This window comes from Ornithinimicrobium humiphilum, assembly GCF_006716885.1.
Taxonomy (GTDB): domain Bacteria; phylum Actinomycetota; class Actinomycetes; order Actinomycetales; family Dermatophilaceae; genus Ornithinicoccus; species Ornithinicoccus humiphilus.
The window spans coordinates 2,125,670-2,141,461 of the sequence record NZ_VFPU01000001.1 but is presented as its reverse complement, the minus strand read 5'-3'; the positions used below and the strand labels follow the sequence as shown (position 1 = coordinate 2,141,461).

Here is a 15,792-nt window from a genome sequence, read left to right as displayed (position 1 = left end):
GGCTGACTCATCGCCGTTGCGCCTCGACGGGGCACCTCGACGACCCACAGGAGTGGGCGGATGGCGATGGCATAACACTGACCGACCTAGACTCCTTCCCACAACCCGATTTCCTTCGGTCAGGAGGTGCGCGTGGCACGACGGATCAAGCCCGAGGACGTCCAGACCGTCAAGGAGCGCGCCTCGATCGAGGACGTCGTGCGCGAGCACGTCAACCTGCGCGGCGGTGGCGTCGGCACCCTCAAAGGGTTGTGCCCCTTCCATGACGAGAAGACCCCGTCCTTCACGGTGCGTCCCGCGGTCGGCTACTTCCACTGCTTCGGCTGCGGCGAGGGTGGCGACGTGCTCGACTTCGTGCAGAAGATCGATCACCTGACCTTCTCCGAGTCGGTCGAGCGGCTCGCCGACCGGCTCGGGATCGCGCTGCGCTACGACGAGAGCGGCGGTGGCCGGGGCGACCAGGGCCCGTCGGTCCCGACGGGGCAGCGCACCCGCCTCATGGAGGCTCATCGGGTGGCCGAGGAGTTCTACCACGAGGCGCTGCTGCGCAGCCCCGAGGGACGGGCCGCCCGGGACTTCATGCGTGCCAAGGGTTTCGGCGCCGACGACTGCACCCGCTTCATGGTCGGCTACGCCCCCAACGGCGGCGAGGCGCTCGTCGCGCACCTGCGGTCCAAGGGGTTCACCGAGGAGGAGCTCGTCACCGGCGGGCTGGCGGGCAAGGGCCGGGGCCTCTACGACCGCTTCCGTGGTCGGGTCATGTGGCCGATCCGCTCGATCGCGGGCGACACGGTCGGCTTCGGTGCGCGACGGCTCTACGACGACGACCGCATCGCGGCCAAGTACCTCAACACCGCCGAGACTCCGATCTACCGCAAGACCTCGGTGCTCTACGGCCTCGACCTGGCCAAGAAGTCGATCGCGGCCGAGCGCCGGGCCGTCGTGGTCGAGGGCTACACCGACGTCATGGCCGCCCACCTGTCCGGCGTGACGACCGCCGTCGCGACCTGTGGCACGGCCTTCGCCGCCGACCACATCACGATCCTGCGCCGCATCCTGCGCGACGAGGCCGGTCAGGCACCGGCTCGCGTCATCTTCACCTTCGACGGCGACGCCGCGGGGCAGAAGGCCGCGATGAAGGCCTTCGAGCAGGACCAGCGCTGGGTGGCGCAGTCCTTCGTCGCCGTGGCCGAGGACGGCAAGGACCCCAACGACCTGTGGCTCAGCGGCGGCCCCGAGGCGGTCCAGGGCCTCGTCGAGAGCGCCCGACCGATGTTCGAGTTCGCCGTGCGCACGACGCTGCGCCCCTACGACCTGTCCCTGGCCTCCGAGCGGGTCCAGGCGATGCGCGCGGTCGCGACGATCCTGGCGAAGGTCAAGGACCGCACGCTGCGTCCCGAGTATGTCCGTGACGTCGCCGGCTGGATGGGCGTCGACCCGGCGGCCCTGGGTGCCGAGGTCGCCCGGGCGGCCTCGGCGCCGGCCCGCCCGGAGCCTGGCCAGCGACGCGAGGAGGCGGCGGGGGAGCGGCGGCCCGACGGCAACGGCATACCTCCGCAGGGTGTGTCGATCCCGCGACCCGACCTCACCGACCCGGTGCAGATGGCCGAGCGCAACCTGCTCCAGGTGGCGCTGCAGTATCCCCTCGCGATCGTCGCCGAGGACATGGACGAGCTGCCCCCGGAGCAGCTGCGGGCGCCGATGCACCGCGCGATCTGGCACGCGCTGCAGCAGGCCGGGGGAGTCCGTGCGGCGGCCAGCATGAGCGCGACGGCCTGGAACCAGGTCGTCCTGGCCCAGACGCCGCCCGTGGTGCACCCGCTGGTGCTCGAGCTCGCGGTGGCGCCGTTGCCGACCAAGCTCGACCCCGCGTCGGGTATGCCGTCCGAGGCCTATGTCGACTCCCTGGTGCTCCGGGTGCGGCTGGCCAGCCTCGAGCAACGGATCGCCACGACGCTGGGCGAGCTGCAGCGCCACCCCCCGGGCGCACCGCAGACCCGGCAGCTGGACGAGGAACTCATGGCGCTGCAGCGCGAGCGGGCCGCCCTTCGAGACAGGATGAGCTGAATGCGCTTGTGGAAGAAGCGGGTCATCGGACCCGAGGTGCCCCCGCCCGAGGGGCGCCCGGGTGACGTGCCGCGCGTCGCGCTGCCCGAGCTGGGCCGCGGGGAGCAGGTCCTGGCGACCGCGCGGGAGGACGGCAACGGCCACTGGCTGGTGCTCACCACCTGGCGCCTGCTGGAGCGCACGGTCGACGGCGGGACGGTCCTGGAGCGCGCCTGGCACGAGGTCGACACCGGCTCCTGGAACCCTGACAGCTGGGCGCTCTCGGTGCTCTTCGTCGACGGCCTCGACGGCCGTCAGTGGGTGCTGCAGCGGCAGACCGGCCCGGGGAAGGTCCCCGAGGTCTTCCGCGACCGGACGACCGCCAGCGTGGTCCTCACGCGCGAGGTCGACCTGGGCCCCCGCCGCACCGCCCGCGTGAGCCTCCGCACCGACCTGCGCACCCGCGAGCTGCAGGAGCAGGTGCTGCTCGGACGGGGGTCGCGGGCCGACGACGAGGAGCTCGCGGAGCAGGTCCTCGCGGCTCGTCGCGAGCTGCGCGAGCAGGCCGGGATGGACCCCGTCGACCCTCTCGACTGAGGGCCCGGGGGGCGATTTTTTTACCGGCGGACGGACTGCTACAGTCTGTCCTCGCCAAGCATTCCCCTGTAGCTCAATTGGCAGAGCAGCCGGCTGTTAACCGGCAGGTTGTTGGTTCGAGTCCAACCGGGGGAGCGTTTCTCGAAGGGCCCGGCACGCACGTGCCGGGCCCTTCGTCATGCCTGGGCCGCAGGAGACCCTTGCAGCACGACGTAGGCCCGGCACGAACGTGCCGGGCCTACGTCGATCCGTGGGCGGAACGCCCGCGAGCTAGCGCGGGGTGCGGTCCTGTCGGGCAGCGCGGGAGACGTCGTCCTCGAGGTTGGTGTGGACGTGGCCCTGGGCGTCCTCCATGACCTGGGCCCCGTCGACCAGACCGGCGCCCAGCGTCGCGGTCTCGGCGTGCACGACACCTCCGGCCGAGCGGGCCCGGCGGCGCTGGCGCGCCTCGACCCAGCGGGCCGCCCGCTCGATGCCGTAGTTGACGGCGATGAAGACGGCCGCCGCGACGACATAGGCCTGGAAGGGTGCGCCGGCCCAGGAGCCGACGTTGCGCGCGGCCGTGACCAGCTCGGGGTAGAGGATCATGAACCCGAGCGCCGAGTCCTTGGTGATGACGATGACCTGGCTCACCAGGCTGGGGAGCATGGCCGTCAGCGACTGCGGCACCAGGATCATGCGCCGGGTCTGGCCGGGGGAGAGGCCGATCGACAGGCCGGCCTCGCGTTGGCCCTTCGGCAGCGACGCGACGCCGTTGCGGATGACCTCCGCCAGCACCGAGGAGTTGTAGGCCACGAGGCCCACCACGGTGCCGACGAGCGGGTTGACGCTGTCCGGCAGCCATCCGACGGCGACCAGGAAGTAGAAGGTGAACAGCATCATGATGAGGACCGGCACGCCGCGGAAGAACTCCACGAAGATCGTCGCGGCCCACCTCAGGACGAAGATCTCGGACATGCGGGCCAGGGCGAGACCCAGGGCCAGTACCGTCGAGATGACGATCGCCAGGACGGCCGCGGTCAGCGTCGCCCGGAGGCCGGGCAGCAGGTAGTAGCGCCAGGCGTCCCAGGAGATCGCCTTGCTCCACTTGGTGGGATCCAGCTGGCCCTTGGCGTCCATCCGCATGAGGATCCACGCGAGGATGGCGAGCAGGACGAGACCGCCGACGACGGCGAAGATGCGGTGACGCACCCGGGCCCTCGGGCCGGGGAGGTCGAACAGGACGCTGGCCTCGGCGCTCATCGCTTCACCGCCAGACGGTGCGCGAAGTAGGAGGTCAGCAGACCCGTCGGCAGCGTGATGAGCACGAAGCCGGCCGCGACCAGGATGAACGCCGTCCACAGCAACCCGGGGTCGAACTCTGCGACGTTGCGCATGAGCAGCGCGGTCTCCGCGACGCCGATCGCCGCGGCGATCGTGGTGTTCTTCGTCAGCGCGATGAGGGTGTTGCCCAGCGGCGTGATCGCCCCGCGGAAGGCCTGCGGCAGGATGATCTGGGTCAGGCTCTGCCCGAAGGTGAGCCCGATCGAGCGGGCGGCCTCGGCCTGGCCGAGCGGGATCGTGTTGACGCCCGAGCGGATCGCCTCGCACACGAAGGCGGCGTGGTAGACGGACAGGCCCAAGATGGCCAGCCGGATGTTGTTGGTGGTGATGAAGCCACCGGGGGCGTCACGGGAGGCCAGCTCGATGCCCAGCTGGGCCCACAGCCCGATGCTGCAGAAGATGATGATGAGCGTGAGCGGGGTGTTGCGCAGCAGGGTCACGTAGGCCGTGCCCGCGCGGCGCATGATGCCGACGGGGGACAGGCGCATGACGGCCACGATGGTGCCGAGGATCAACGAGAAGATCGCCGACCAGAAGGTCAGGCGGAGCGTCATCCAGAAGGCGGCGAGGAGGCCGAAGTCCTCGAAGATGGTCTGCATGGGACTCCCGTGCTGATGGGACCCCGGCGGGTATGCCGTGGCTCACGGCATACCCGCCGGTGTCAGGTTGAGCGGGCTGGGTCGGGGAGCCGACTCAGCAGTTGCCGCCGGCCTCCGGCGGGTTGAGCTCGGTGTTCATCTCGTAACCGGCGGCGCCGAGGTTGTCGGCGATGATCTGCTCCATCGTGCCGTCCTCCCAGAGGCCGGCGATGATCTCGTTGATCTCCTCGCACTGCTCGGAGCCCTTGGGCAGACCGACGCCGTACTTCTCCTCGGAGAAGGTGCCACCGACCAGCTTGAGCTTGCCGGCGTAGGCCTCCTGGGAGGCGTAGCCCGCCAGGATGGTGTCGTCGGTGGTCAGCGCGTCCAGGCTGCCGTTGGCGACCTGCTCGGCGCACTCGGAGTAGGTGGAGTACTCCTGCAGCTCGACGCCGGGGATCTCCTCCTTGATCTTCTCGGCGGAGGTCGAGCCGGTGACGGAGCACAGCAGCTTGCCGTCGAGGGACTCGTCCAGGCCGGTGATGTCGCTGTCCGCGCCGACGAGGAGGCTCTGACCCGCGATGAAGTACGGGCCGCCGAAGGAGACCTCCTCCTTGCGCTTGTCGGTGATCGAGTAGGTCGCGAAGATCATGTCGACCTGGCCGGTCTTGAGCAGCTGCTCGCGCTGCGGGGACGGCGACTCGACGAAGGTGATCTTGTCCTCGGAGACACCCAGCTTCTCCGCGACGGCCTTGGCGACGTCGACGTCCATGCCCTTGAAGGTGTCACCGTCCTTCAGGCCCAGGCCGGGCTGGTCGAACTTGATGCCGATGGTCAGGCCCTCGCCGTCGCCGGAGGCCGCGCCCTCTCCGTCGCCGGAGTCGCTCCCGCAGGCGGACAGGGTCAGGGCCGCGGCCGCGGCGAGCGCAGCGATGCGGAAGGAAGTGCTTCTCATCTGATGGGTCTCCTTGGTGGGGGGGATTTCTCGGGTTCTCAGTGGGTGAGGATCTTGGCCAGGAAGTCCTTGGCCCTGGCGCTCTGGGGGTTGGTGAAGAACTCCTCGGGGGTGTTCTCCTCCACGATCGCGCCGTCGGCCATGAAGACGACCCGGTCGGCAGCCTTGCGGGCGAAGCCCATCTCGTGGGTGACGACGATCATCGTCATGCCGCTCTGCGCCAGGCGGGTCATGACGTCGAGGACCTCGTTGATCATCTCCGGGTCGAGCGCCGAGGTGGGCTCGTCGAAGAGCATCACGGTCGGCTCCATCGCCAGCGAGCGGGCGATGGCCACCCGCTGCTGCTGGCCGCCGGAGAGCTGGGCGGGGTACTTCTCGGCCTGGTGGTCCACGCCGACCCGCTTCAGCAGGTCCATCGCGCGCTCCTTGGCGGCGTCGGGCTTCATCTTGCGGACCTTGACCGGTCCGAGCGTGACGTTCTCGAGGATCGTCTTGTGGGAGAACAGGTTGAACGACTGGAAGACCATGCCCACGTCGGCGCGGAGCTTGGCCAGCTCCTTGCCCTCGTGGGGCAGCTCCCTGCCGCCGATCGTGATGTTGCCCGACTCGTAGTTCTCGAGGCGGTTGATGGTGCGGCACAGCGTCGACTTGCCCGAGCCCGAGGGGCCGATCACCACCACCACCTCGCCCTCGTGGACGGTGAGGTTGATGTCCTTGAGGACGTGCAGGTCGCCGAAGTGCTTGTTGACGTTCTCGAGCACGACGAGCGGCTTGCCCAGGTCACGCTGGGATCCGGAGGTGTCCGTCATGCGGGGCAGACTAGCGGCCCCGGGAGGTCGCGTGGCACGCCTCGCTGAGGTCGTCACCGCATTGTGACCTTTGCGTGGTGGGCCAGCAGGGGCTTGAACCCTGGACCGACGGATTATGAGTCCGCTGCTCTGACCGGCTGAGCTACTGGCCCCGACCGGACGATCCTACGGGGCCGGACGGGGTGCTCAGCGGCGCAGGTAGTCCTCGAGCATGTCGCGCTCGGCCTCGAGCGCGTCCAGGCGCGCCTTGACGACGTCGCCGATGGAGACGATGCCGCGCAGGGCGCCGTCCTCGACGACGGGGAGGTGGCGCAGCCGGCGCTCGGTCATCGTGGTGGCCAGCTGCACGAGGTCGTCCTCGGCCGTGACGGTCTGGACGTCGGAGGTCATCAACGAGGTCAGCGAGGAGAAGTGGTCACCCCCGCCACGCAGGTGGTGGACGACGTCGCGCTCGGAGACGATGCCGACGACCCGGTCGTCGTCGACGACGACCACGGCACCGATCTTGTGGTCGTCGAGGGTCTCGAGGAGCTGCGCGACGGTCGCGGTGGACGGCAGGGTGACGACGGAGCTGCCCTTCTTCTTCAACAGGTCGGCGACGCGCATGTTCGACCGTAGCACGCGATCCGGCGCGTGCGCCGGGATCCGGAGCCGGCTCCTCGAGGCCCCCGCGGGGACGACGAGACCCCACGCCCGAGGGGTCGTGGGGTCCGTCGTCGATCGTCCGGTGATCAGCCGATGCGGCCGTACCAGACGTTGCTGGACAGCAGCGGGCCGTAGCGCACGCCGGTGCCCGGGTTGAGCGCCTCGTAGGTCATGCCGTTGCCGGCGTAGATGCCCACGTGGTGCCAGTCGTTGTAGAAGATCAGGTCGCCCGGCTGCGGGTTGCTCACCGGGGTGACCGCGCCGCGCTGGCCGGCGACGCTGCGGGGGATGCTGATGCCCGCCTGCTGGAAGACCCACCAGGTGAAGGCGGAGCAGTCGAAGGAGCTCGGGGGCGTGCCCATGAGCTGGTAGGGGTAGCCGACGTAGGAGGCGGCGACGCCGAGGACCGAACCGCCGACGGGCGCGGGGGCCGGGGTGGCCTGCTGCGTCTGCGTGGCCGCGGCCTGCTGCTGCTGGGCCGGCTGGGCCTGGGTCTGGGTCTGGGTCTGGGTCTGCGACTGGGCGGCGGCCTGGACCTGCTCCTGCTGGGCGGGCTCGGCGGCTGCCTGCTCGACCTGCTCGACGGGAACCTCGACCTCGATGGTGGTGCCGGTGAAGCCGGAGTCCTGGAGGAGCGTGGTCACCGAGGCGGCGTCCTCGGGGGCGGACCGGGCCTGGCTGCGGTCGGCGGCGCCCTGGTCGCGGAGCTCGGCGAGGGACTCGCTGCGCAGGACGGCGGCCTCGGGGGCGGGCGTCTCGGCGGTGGTCTCCTCGGCGGCCGACTCGTCGGTGCCCGGGTCGAGGGTGCTCGAGAGGTTGGCGGCCAGCCCGGACGAGGGCTGGTCGGCCTTGGTCGTGAGGGTGGTGGCGCCGGCGGTCGCGACGGTCCCGGCGACCAGGCCGCCGATCATCAGCGCGGCTGCTCCGTTGCGCGGAGCGGCAGAGCCGCCCGACCGGTGCTTGGCGCGGTGGGTGGTGGACTTCATAGAACCTCCGGGGCGGCAACCCGGGGGTTGCAGCCTCGTCTCAGGGGCGGTGGGCGCAGGGACGCGCTCACATCACGGGACGTGCAGGGCTGACGCGTTCTTGCGGGACAGCAGGGACAAACGCGCCTTCGTCAGGTTACGAAAAGATCACGGAACGTCCAAGTCTCAGCCTCAATTTGTGATGGATGTGACAAATGAGTCGTATGAGGCGGTATTCCGGGGGCGTGGGACCGCGCCAGCACTGGACCTGGCGCGACACGCCGGGAACGCACGACGGTCGCGCGTCGGCCGGGGACGCCGCCGGGTGGTAGGCGCGGGTGCGGCGTGCGCGTGCCGAGCCCGGGCGACGGGTCACGGACCGGTGTCGGCGCAGCGTGTCGGGCACGGATCTGACCCTGGCACTTGATACAGATGTGGCGAGGGAGCATGATGTGACCACAACCGCACAGCGGGCGCGACCGACCTGGGTCGCTCCGAGACGTGGACGAGGTCGTTGGGGAAGACGTCCCTCACCACACAGGAGGTCCAGGATGTCCGTCGTCATGCCACGAGTCATGACGCGTGGGGTGGTCTTCATCCACTCCACGCCCACCGCACTGTGCCCGCACATCGCCTGGGCCCTCGAGGGGGTCCTCGACACGCGCGTCAGCCTCGACTGGGTGCCGCAGCCGGCGCAGCCGGGCACGATGCGCACCGAGTTCTCGTGGACCGGCGAGGCCGGCACGGGAGCGCTCATCGCCAGCGCCATGCGCGGCTGGGACGGCCTGCGGTACGAGGTCGTCGAGGAAGCCAGCCGCGGCAGCGACGGCATGCGGTGGACGCACACCCCGGCCCTGGGCATCCACCAGGCGCGCCTCTCGGCCAACGGTGACGTCGTCGTCAACGAGGACCGGCTGCGCAGCCTCGTCGAGGCCTCGGCCGGCAGCGCCGCGACGCTGATCGCCGAGCTGGACCGCGCCCTGGGTGCGGCCTGGGACGCCGAGCTGGAGCAGTTCCGCCACGCCGGCGAGGGTGCTCCGCCCACCTGGCTGCACAAGGTCGGCTGACCGACCGCACCACCTGACCGACGCACGGTCCTGCCGGGGTCGCCTGTGAGGCCCGGGCAGGACCGTGCGTCGTCCGCTGTCCGCTGGCGAGGACGGGAGAGTCCGGAGGGGAGACGCGTCAGCGACGTGCCGACCGCACCCGGTCGAGGATCTCCTCGTGGATGGCCAGCATGTTCTCGGCGGAGGCGCGCCAGTTGAAGCGCTCGGCCTGCCGGCGGGCGATCTCGTGGGCGCGGGGTCGGGCCAGGAGTGCCTCGACGCCGTCCGCGAAGGCCGAGGGGGTGGACGGCGCGACGTAGCCGCCGTCGCCCACGACCTCCTGCAGCGCGCCCTCGTCGGGGCACACGGCGGGAACGCCGCACGCCATGACCTCCAGGGCCGCGAGCCCGAAGGTCTCCAGCGGGCCGGGGGAGATGGCCACGTCCGCGGCGCCCATCTTCGCGGCCAGCTCGGCGCGGTCGGTGATGTAGGAGTGGAAGACCACGGGCAGGTCGTTGGCCCGCTCGAGCAGCTGGTCGCGCATCGGGCCGTGCCCGAAGACCGTCATCGACACGTCCATGCCCCGACGGACGAGCTCGCGCACGGTCTCGATCGACAGGGCGGGCCGCTTCTCGGGGGAGAGTCGGCCGCAGTGGACCAGGTGGACGGGTTCACCGGGGGCCGGCGGCACGTAGCCGGCGGGGTCGCCCGGAGGGTGGAAGGTCTCGAGGTCGACCCCCAGCGGCACCACGCGGGCGTCGATGCCGTTGCGGTGGAACTCCTCGGCCGCGAACCGGCTCGGGCAGACGATGACGTCGTAGTCGTGGGCGCTCCGTCTGTTGATGACGTCGGCCATCCACGCGGCCGGGGCGTCCGGCACCGGGGTCCGGCGCACGAGGATGCCCGTCATGTGCTCGTGGCTGATCATCATCGACGCGATCCCGCGCCGCCGGGCCCAGCGGCCCATCCAGCGGGTCGTGGAGCGGTCGGACACCTCGATCACGTCGGGGCCGATGGCGTCCATGAGCCTGGAGAGCCCGCGGCGGTCCCACATGAGCGAGTAGCCGGTGCCGGGCACGGGTGTCGCCGGGACGCGGAAGACGGTGCCCTGGGACTCCTCGCTGATCTCCGGTCCCGGTCCGGGGATGATGAGCGTGGCCCGGTGGCCGAGCGCCTGGTAGTGCTCGCCCCAGGCCCGCAGAGCTGTCTTGATGCCACCCGACGTCGGGCTCACGAAGTTGGCGACGCGCAGGATGTGCATGGTGCGGCGAGCCTACCGGCGGAGCATGGGCGGACCCTGGAGGCGAGGCGCCGGGCCCCGGCTCACAGCGGGATGTTGCCGTGCCGGCCGCGCCGCTGCGGTGCTGCGGCGATGGCGGCGGCCAGCGCCCGGCGCGTCGCGGCGGGTTCGACGACCTCGTCGACGACCCCGATCTCGACCGCGCGCGCCAGGCCGCCGGACTGCTCGGCGTGACGCTCCGCCAGCTCCTGCTCGACCCGCGCGCGGTCGGCCTCGTCGACCTCCGCGAGCTTGCGCCGGTGCAGGATGCGGACGGCCGCGACGTGGCCCATCACCGCGACCTCGGCACCGGGCCAGGCGAACACCCGGCTGGCACCGAGCGCGCGGGCGTTCATCGCGATGTAGGCGCCGCCGTAGGTCTTGCGGGTCACCAGCGTGACGCGGGGGACCACGGCCTCGGCGAAGGCGTGCAACAGCTTGGCGCCGCGACGGACGACGCCGTCCCACTCCTGCCCGACGCCGGGCAGGTAGCCGGGGACGTCCACGAGGACGACCAGGGGCACGCCGAAGGCGTCGCACATCCGCACGAAGCGCGCGGCCTTCTCGGCGGAGGCGGAGTCGAGGCAGCCGCCCAGGCGCATCGGGTTGTTGGCGACGACGCCGACGGTGCGGCCGCCGATCCGGCCGAGGGTGGTCACGATGTTGGGGGCCCACCGCGGGAAGAGCTCCAGTGCCGCCTCGGGGGAGCCGTCGTCGAGCAGGTCCTCGACGACGGGGTGCACGTCGTAGGCGCGGCGTGGCGACTCGGGGAAGGTCGCCGCCAGGTCGCGGTCCTCCACGGCGTCGAGGTCGAGCTCGCCCTGCCGGGAGAGCAGCGTGCACAGCAGCCGGGCGCGCGCGTAGGCCTCCTCGGTGGAGTCCGTCGTGACGTGGACGACGCCGGAGCGACGGCCGTGCGGCTCGGGACCGCCGAGGCGCAGCGCGTCGACGGCCTCGCCGGTGACCGAGCGCACGACGTCGGGGCCGGTGACGAAGACGCGCCCCTCCGGCGCCATGATCACGACGTCGGTCAGGGCGGGCCCGTAGGCGGCGCCACCGGCCGCGGGGCCGAGCACGACGGAGATCTGCGGCACCACGCCCGAGGCACGGGTCATGATCGCGAAGACCCGGCCCACGGCGTGCAGCGAGGCCACGCCCTCGGCGAGGCGGGCACCGCCGGAGTGCCACAGACCCACGACCGGTATGCCGTCGGCCAGGGCACGCTCGTAGGCGGCGAGGATGACCGCGCAGCCCTCGGTGCCCATCGCGCCGCCCTGGATCGTCGCGTCCGAGCAGAAGGCCACGACGGGGGCGCCGTCGACGGTCCCCGTGGCGGCGAGGAAGCCGGAGTCGTCCTCGTCGGTCAGCAGCTCGAGGCTGCCGTCGTCGAGGAGGTCGGCCAGCCGGGTGCGGGGGTTGCGCGGGTCCTGCTCCCGGGGGACGGCGACCCGGGCGGTGACGGAGGCGGAGGCCTGCGCCGAGGCGGTGCTGGGGGTCCGGGCGCTCACGCCCAGCTCCGGAACGCCAGCGCCACGTTGACGCCGCCGAAACCGAAGGAGTTGTTGAGGGCGGCCAGGTCGCCGTCGCCCAGCTCGCGGGGGGAACCGGTGACGACGTCGAGGTCGATCTCCGGGTCCTTGTTCTCCAGGTTGATGGTGGCCGGGGCCCGTCGGGCGTGGAGGGCCTGCACGGTGAGGACCGCCTCCAGCGCGCCGGCGGCGCCCAGCAGGTGGCCGGTCATGGACTTGGTGCCGCTCACGGCGATGCGGTCGGCGTGCGCGCCGAAGGCGCGGCGGATGGCCTTGGCCTCGGCGAGGTCGCCGACGGGGGTCGAGGTCGCGTGGGCGTTGATGTGGACGACGTCCTCGAAGGACAGCCCACCGTCGGTCACGGCCTCCTGCATGGCCCGGGCCGCGCCCGCGCCCTCCGGCTCGCCGGCGGTGATGTGGTAGGCGTCGCTGGAGGCGCCGGCACCGGCCAGCTCGGCGTAGATGCGGGCGCCACGGGCGACCGCGTGCTCCTCGGCCTCGAGCACGACGATGCCCGCGCCCTCGGCGATGACGAAGCCGTCGCGGTCGACGTCGTAGGGGCGGGAGGCGCGCTCGGGCTCGTCGTTGCGGTTGGACAGCGCGGTCATCGAGGCGAAGGCCGCGATCGGCAGCGGGTGGATGGCCGCCTCCGTGCCGCCGCAGACGACGACGTCGGCGCGCCCGGTGCGGATCATCTCCAGCGCCATCTTCATCCCCTCGGCGCCGGAGGCGCAGGCGCTGACCGGGCAGTGGGCGCCGGCGCGGGCGGAGAGGTCGAGCGAGACGGCCGCGGCCGGGCCGTTGGGCATGAGCATCGGGACCGTGAGCGGGAAGACCCGGCGGGGGCCCTTGGCCTTCATCACCTCCCACTGGTCGAGGAGGGTCCACACACCGCCGATGCCCGAGCCGATGGCGACGCCGAGACGCTCGGGCTCGACCTCGGGGGAGCCGGCGTCGGCCCAGGCCTCGCGCGCGGCGACGAGGGCGTACTGGCCGGACGGGTCGTTGCGGCGGACCTCGACCTTGGCCAGGACCTCGGCGGGGGAGGTGTGGATGCTGCCGGCGAAGGTGACGGGGAGCTCGTGCTCGGCGACCCAGTCCTGGGTGAGCGGACGGATGCCGGAGCGGCCCGCGGTGATGGCCTCCCACGTGTCGGGGGCGCTGCCGCCGACGGGTGTGGTGGCGCCGAGCCCGGTGACGACGACTCGGCGGTTCTTCTGGGGGGTGCTGGCGGACATCGGCTCGGCCTCTTCCTGGGAAAGGTCGGTGCGGCGGCGACGGTGCCGCCTGCTCACGGTGTGGCTTGGTCGGACGACCCGGTGGGGCCGGCCGGTGGGTGCGCCGCCCCGGTGGGCGGCGGCGACCCGTGCGGCCGCGGGCGGGCGGGAGGCCCGCCCGCGACGCGCTGCGGGTCAGCCCTGGTTGTTCGCGATGTAGGTGACGGCGTCGCGGACGTGCGTGAGGTTCTTGACCTCGTCGTCGGGGATGCGCACGCCGAACTTGTCCTCGGCGTTCACCACGATGGTCATCATCGAGAGGGAGTCGATGTCGAGGTCCTCGGTGAAGGACTTGTCCATCTGGACCTCCTCCGGCTCCAGACCCGTCTCCTCGTTGACGATCTCGGCCAGGCCCGACAGGATCTCCTGCTCGCTCAGTGCCATGTGTTCTTCTCCTTGTGTGCGGGGGTGGGCTGACCCGGATGTGCCCGCCGGGTCTCGGGAGTATGGGGTGGGGCCCGTCAGGGCATGACGACGACCTGCGAGGCGTAGACGAGGCCGGCGCCGAAGCCGATCTGCAGGGCGAGCCCGCCGTGCGGGGCCTCGCCCTCGGCGAGCATGCGCGACATGGCCAGCGGGATGGAGGCCGCCGAGGTGTTGCCGGTCTCGGCGATGTCGCGCGCGACCGGCACGTGCTCGGGCAGCTTGAGGGCCTTGATCATCGCGTCGGTGATGCGCATGTTGGCCTGGTGCGGCACGAAGGCGTCGAGGTCGTCGGGGGTGATGCCCGCGGCCCTGACGGCCTCGACGGCGACGGGGGCCATCGAGAAGACGGCCCAGCGGAAGACCGACTGGCCCTGCATGACGAAGCTCGGCCAGGTGATCGGCTCGCCCGTGGACTCCATCCGCTCGCGCAGCTGCGTCCAGGACTCGCGCTGCGTGATGACGTCGCGCTGGTCGCCGAGGCTGCCCCAGAGTGTCGGGCCGATGCCCGGGTAGTCGGACACGCCGACCACCGCGGCGCCCGCGCCGTCGCCGAAGATGAAGGCGGTGCCGCGGTCGTACTTGTCGGTGAAGTCCGAGAGCTTCTCCACGCCGATGACGAGGACGTAGTCGACCGTGCCGACGCGCACCATGTCGTTGGCCAGCGAGATGCCGTAGCAGTAGCCGGCGCAGGCCGCGGACAGGTCGAAGGCGGCCGGGTTGGGGATCCCGAGGCGGAAGGCGAGCTCGGGGGCGGCGGCCGGCGTCTGGAAGGGGTGGGTGACGGTGGCCATGATGACCGCGCCGATCTGGTCGGGGGAGACCCCCGCGGAGGCGATGGCCTCCCGGGCGGCCGCCTCGGCCATGTCGATGACCGTCTCGTCCTCGCCGGCGACGCGCCGGGTGACGATGCCGGAGCGCTGGCGGATCCACTCGTCGGAGGAGTCGATGTTCTGGATGACCTCCTCGTTGGTCACCACCCGCTCCGGGCGGTAGCCGCCGAGGCCGTGGATGCGCGCGTGGCGCATCCCGGTCGGGACCGTCAGGGTCTTGGTGCTCACAGGGCGTCCTCCTCGGGGTACAGGCGCAGCAGGGGCTGGCCCGGGCTCACGGGGTCGCCCGGCGCCACGAGCCACTCGACGGCCCGGCCGCCGTGCGCCGCGACCACGGGGTGCTCCGCGCGCAGCGTGGCCACCGTCGCGACCGTGTCGCCCGCGGCGACGGTGCCGCCGAGCTCGACGGACGGGGTGACGGCGCCCTTGACGGGGGAGACCACGACCGACCAGGACGCCTCGACCGGCGAGAGCTCGGTGGGGGCGCCGTGCTCGCGGATCATCCGGTGGGCGGCCTCCAGGTCGTCGGGGGTCTTGAGCGCCAGGGTCTCGACGCCCTTGAGGGCGCGCTTGGCCAGGCCCGCCAGGGTGCCGGCGGGCGGGATCTCGATGAGCCCGGTGACGCCCATGTCGGCGAAGGTCTCCATCGTCAGGTCCCAGCGCACGGGGCTGGAGACCTGGCTGACGAGGCGGCGCAGCACCTCGCGGCCGTCCTGCACGACGGTGCCGTCGGCGTTGGACACCAGCGGCAGGCGCGGGTCGTGGGTGGAGATGGCGCGGGAGTAGGCGGCCAGGCGGTCGACGGCCGGCTGCATGTGGGAGGTGTGGAAGGCGCCGGCGACCTGCAACGGGATGACCCGGGCCCGGGCGGGCGGGTCGTCGCGCAGCGCGGCGAGCTGCTCGAGGGTGCCGGCGGCGACGACCTGCCCGGCGCCGTTCATGTTGGCCGGGGTCAGCCCGTGACGCTCCAGCGCCGCGGCGACCTCCTCCGGGTCGCCCCCGACGACCGCGGTCATGCCGGTCGGCGTCATCGCGGACGCCTCGGCCATCCCACGGCCGCGCTCGCGGACGAAGACCATGGCCTGCTCGGCGGAGAGCACGCCGGCCGCCGACGCGGCCGTGATCTCGCCGACGGAGTGCCCGGCCCCGGCGCCGACGACGCGGAAGCCGTCGGCCGGGTGGGCGAAGAGCGCCAGCAGCGAGACGAGCCCGGCGCCGACGATGAGCGGCTGCGCGACGGCGGTGTCCTTGATGGTCTCCGCGTCGGAGGTGGTGCCGTGGGCGACGAGGTCCATCCCCGCCACGGCGCTCAGCCATCCCATCCGGTCGCGGAAGCCCGGGAGCTCCAGCCAGGGGGAGAGGAAACCGGGGGTCTGGGAGCCCTGTCCGGGCGCGACGATCACGAGCACCCCCTCACTCTGCCTGTACGGACCCGCCAGTCACGTCAGCGTTACCGACGAGAAGGAGCCCGATTGTTTGGAGGATCC

General features: G+C 71.9%; 15 protein-coding genes and 2 tRNA genes. 4 read left to right on the top strand and 13 right to left on the bottom strand.

Annotated elements, in window-relative coordinates:
• Nucleotides 1-132 precede the first annotated feature (132 nt).
• From dnaG to FB476_RS10050, 3 genes are all read left to right on the top strand, one after another.
• Nucleotides 133-2,067, top strand: a complete 1,935-nt coding sequence (gene dnaG / locus FB476_RS10060; RefSeq protein ID WP_141818635.1) for a DNA primase — start codon at nucleotides 133-135, stop codon at nucleotides 2,065-2,067.
• A complete protein-coding gene (locus FB476_RS10055) occupies nucleotides 2,068-2,643 on the top strand; it encodes a hypothetical protein (RefSeq protein ID WP_141818634.1) in 576 nt (191 codons plus the stop codon). It begins immediately after the preceding gene.
• 62 nt (nucleotides 2,644-2,705) lie between these two features.
• Nucleotides 2,706-2,778: transfer RNA gene (locus FB476_RS10050), tRNA-Asn, on the top strand.
• A 135-nt stretch (nucleotides 2,779-2,913) separates the two neighbouring features.
• Here FB476_RS10050 and FB476_RS10045 read toward each other — a convergent pair.
• The 7 genes from FB476_RS10045 to FB476_RS10015 form a co-directional block, all read right to left on the bottom strand.
• Nucleotides 2,914-3,885: an amino acid ABC transporter permease gene (locus tag FB476_RS10045; protein WP_141818633.1), complete on the bottom strand. Its 972-nt coding sequence runs from the start codon at nucleotides 3,883-3,885 to the stop codon at nucleotides 2,914-2,916.
• Nucleotides 3,882-4,565, bottom strand: a complete 684-nt coding sequence (locus FB476_RS10040) for an amino acid ABC transporter permease (protein WP_141818632.1) — start codon at nucleotides 4,563-4,565, stop codon at nucleotides 3,882-3,884. Before FB476_RS10040 ends, FB476_RS10045 begins: the two co-directional genes overlap by 4 nt.
• A 94-nt stretch (nucleotides 4,566-4,659) precedes the next feature.
• Nucleotides 4,660-5,499 carry a glutamate ABC transporter substrate-binding protein gene (locus tag FB476_RS10035; protein WP_141818631.1) on the bottom strand — a complete coding sequence of 280 codons (840 nt, stop codon included), beginning with the start codon at nucleotides 5,497-5,499 and terminating at the stop codon, nucleotides 4,660-4,662.
• 38 nt (nucleotides 5,500-5,537) lie between these two features.
• Nucleotides 5,538-6,308, bottom strand: a complete 771-nt coding sequence (locus FB476_RS10030) for an amino acid ABC transporter ATP-binding protein (RefSeq protein WP_141818630.1) — start codon at nucleotides 6,306-6,308, stop codon at nucleotides 5,538-5,540.
• A gap of 75 nt (nucleotides 6,309-6,383) precedes the next feature.
• Nucleotides 6,384-6,460 (bottom strand) — tRNA-Ile (locus FB476_RS10025).
• A gap of 34 nt (nucleotides 6,461-6,494) precedes the next feature.
• Nucleotides 6,495-6,914, bottom strand: coding sequence for a CBS domain-containing protein (locus FB476_RS10020; protein ID WP_141818629.1), 420 nt, complete (start codon nucleotides 6,912-6,914; stop codon nucleotides 6,495-6,497).
• 125 nt (nucleotides 6,915-7,039) lie between these two features.
• Nucleotides 7,040-7,939: a C40 family peptidase gene (locus FB476_RS10015; RefSeq protein ID WP_141818628.1), complete on the bottom strand. Its 900-nt coding sequence runs from the start codon at nucleotides 7,937-7,939 to the stop codon at nucleotides 7,040-7,042.
• Between the two features lie 530 nt (nucleotides 7,940-8,469).
• Between FB476_RS10015 and FB476_RS10010 the strand changes: the two genes are divergently transcribed.
• Nucleotides 8,470-8,985, top strand: a complete 516-nt coding sequence (locus FB476_RS10010; RefSeq protein WP_202876952.1) for a DUF3145 domain-containing protein — start codon at nucleotides 8,470-8,472, stop codon at nucleotides 8,983-8,985.
• Nucleotides 8,986-9,103: 118 nt separating this feature from the next.
• Here FB476_RS10010 and FB476_RS10005 read toward each other — a convergent pair whose 3' ends face one another.
• The 6 genes from FB476_RS10005 to FB476_RS09980 all read right to left on the bottom strand — a co-directional run bounded on the left by FB476_RS10005 (nucleotide 9,104) and on the right by FB476_RS09980 (nucleotide 15,708).
• Nucleotides 9,104-10,225 carry a glycosyltransferase gene (locus FB476_RS10005; protein ID WP_141818627.1) on the bottom strand — a complete coding sequence of 374 codons (1,122 nt, stop codon included), beginning with the start codon at nucleotides 10,223-10,225 and terminating at the stop codon, nucleotides 9,104-9,106.
• A gap of 62 nt (nucleotides 10,226-10,287) precedes the next feature.
• Nucleotides 10,288-11,751, bottom strand: coding sequence for an acyl-CoA carboxylase subunit beta (locus FB476_RS10000; RefSeq protein WP_141818626.1), 1,464 nt, complete (start codon nucleotides 11,749-11,751; stop codon nucleotides 10,288-10,290).
• Nucleotides 11,748-13,010, bottom strand: a complete 1,263-nt coding sequence (gene fabF, locus FB476_RS09995; RefSeq protein WP_141818625.1) for a beta-ketoacyl-ACP synthase II — start codon at nucleotides 13,008-13,010, stop codon at nucleotides 11,748-11,750. Before fabF ends, FB476_RS10000 begins: the two co-directional genes overlap by 4 nt.
• 174 nt (nucleotides 13,011-13,184) lie before the next feature.
• The gene (locus tag FB476_RS09990; protein ID WP_141818624.1) at nucleotides 13,185-13,433 is read right to left on the bottom strand and encodes an acyl carrier protein; all 249 of its coding nucleotides are present in this window, start codon (nucleotides 13,431-13,433) and stop codon (nucleotides 13,185-13,187) included.
• A 77-nt stretch (nucleotides 13,434-13,510) separates the two neighbouring features.
• A complete protein-coding gene (locus FB476_RS09985; protein WP_238329654.1) occupies nucleotides 13,511-14,533 on the bottom strand; it encodes a beta-ketoacyl-ACP synthase III in 1,023 nt (340 codons plus the stop codon).
• Nucleotides 14,530-15,708: an acyltransferase domain-containing protein gene (locus tag FB476_RS09980; RefSeq protein ID WP_337678347.1), complete on the bottom strand. Its 1,179-nt coding sequence runs from the start codon at nucleotides 15,706-15,708 to the stop codon at nucleotides 14,530-14,532. The genes FB476_RS09985 and FB476_RS09980 overlap by 4 nt, the downstream gene beginning before the upstream one ends.
• Nucleotides 15,709-15,792 lie beyond the last annotated feature (84 nt).

Bases quoted from the DNA above. Each gene is read 5' to 3' on its own strand.
- FB476_RS10055 (WP_141818634.1), top strand. From the start codon at position 2,068: ATGCGCTTGTGGAAGAAGCGGGTCATCGGACCCGAGGTGCCCCCGCCC.
- FB476_RS10045 (WP_141818633.1), bottom strand. From the start codon at position 3,885: ATGAGCGCCGAGGCCAGCGTCCTGTTCGACCTCCCCGGCCCGAGGGCC.
- FB476_RS10040 (WP_141818632.1), bottom strand. From the start codon at position 4,565: ATGCAGACCATCTTCGAGGACTTCGGCCTCCTCGCCGCCTTCTGGATG.
- FB476_RS10035 (WP_141818631.1), bottom strand. From the start codon at position 5,499: ATGAGAAGCACTTCCTTCCGCATCGCTGCGCTCGCCGCGGCCGCGGCC.
- FB476_RS10030 (WP_141818630.1), bottom strand. From the start codon at position 6,308: ATGACGGACACCTCCGGATCCCAGCGTGACCTGGGCAAGCCGCTCGTC.
- FB476_RS10020 (WP_141818629.1), bottom strand. From the start codon at position 6,914: ATGCGCGTCGCCGACCTGTTGAAGAAGAAGGGCAGCTCCGTCGTCACC.
- FB476_RS10015 (WP_141818628.1), bottom strand. From the start codon at position 7,939: ATGAAGTCCACCACCCACCGCGCCAAGCACCGGTCGGGCGGCTCTGCC.
- FB476_RS10010 (WP_202876952.1), top strand. From the start codon at position 8,470: ATGTCCGTCGTCATGCCACGAGTCATGACGCGTGGGGTGGTCTTCATC.
- FB476_RS10005 (WP_141818627.1), bottom strand. From the start codon at position 10,225: ATGCACATCCTGCGCGTCGCCAACTTCGTGAGCCCGACGTCGGGTGGC.
- fabF (WP_141818625.1), bottom strand. From the start codon at position 13,010: ATGTCCGCCAGCACCCCCCAGAAGAACCGCCGAGTCGTCGTCACCGGG.
- FB476_RS09990 (WP_141818624.1), bottom strand. From the start codon at position 13,433: ATGGCACTGAGCGAGCAGGAGATCCTGTCGGGCCTGGCCGAGATCGTC.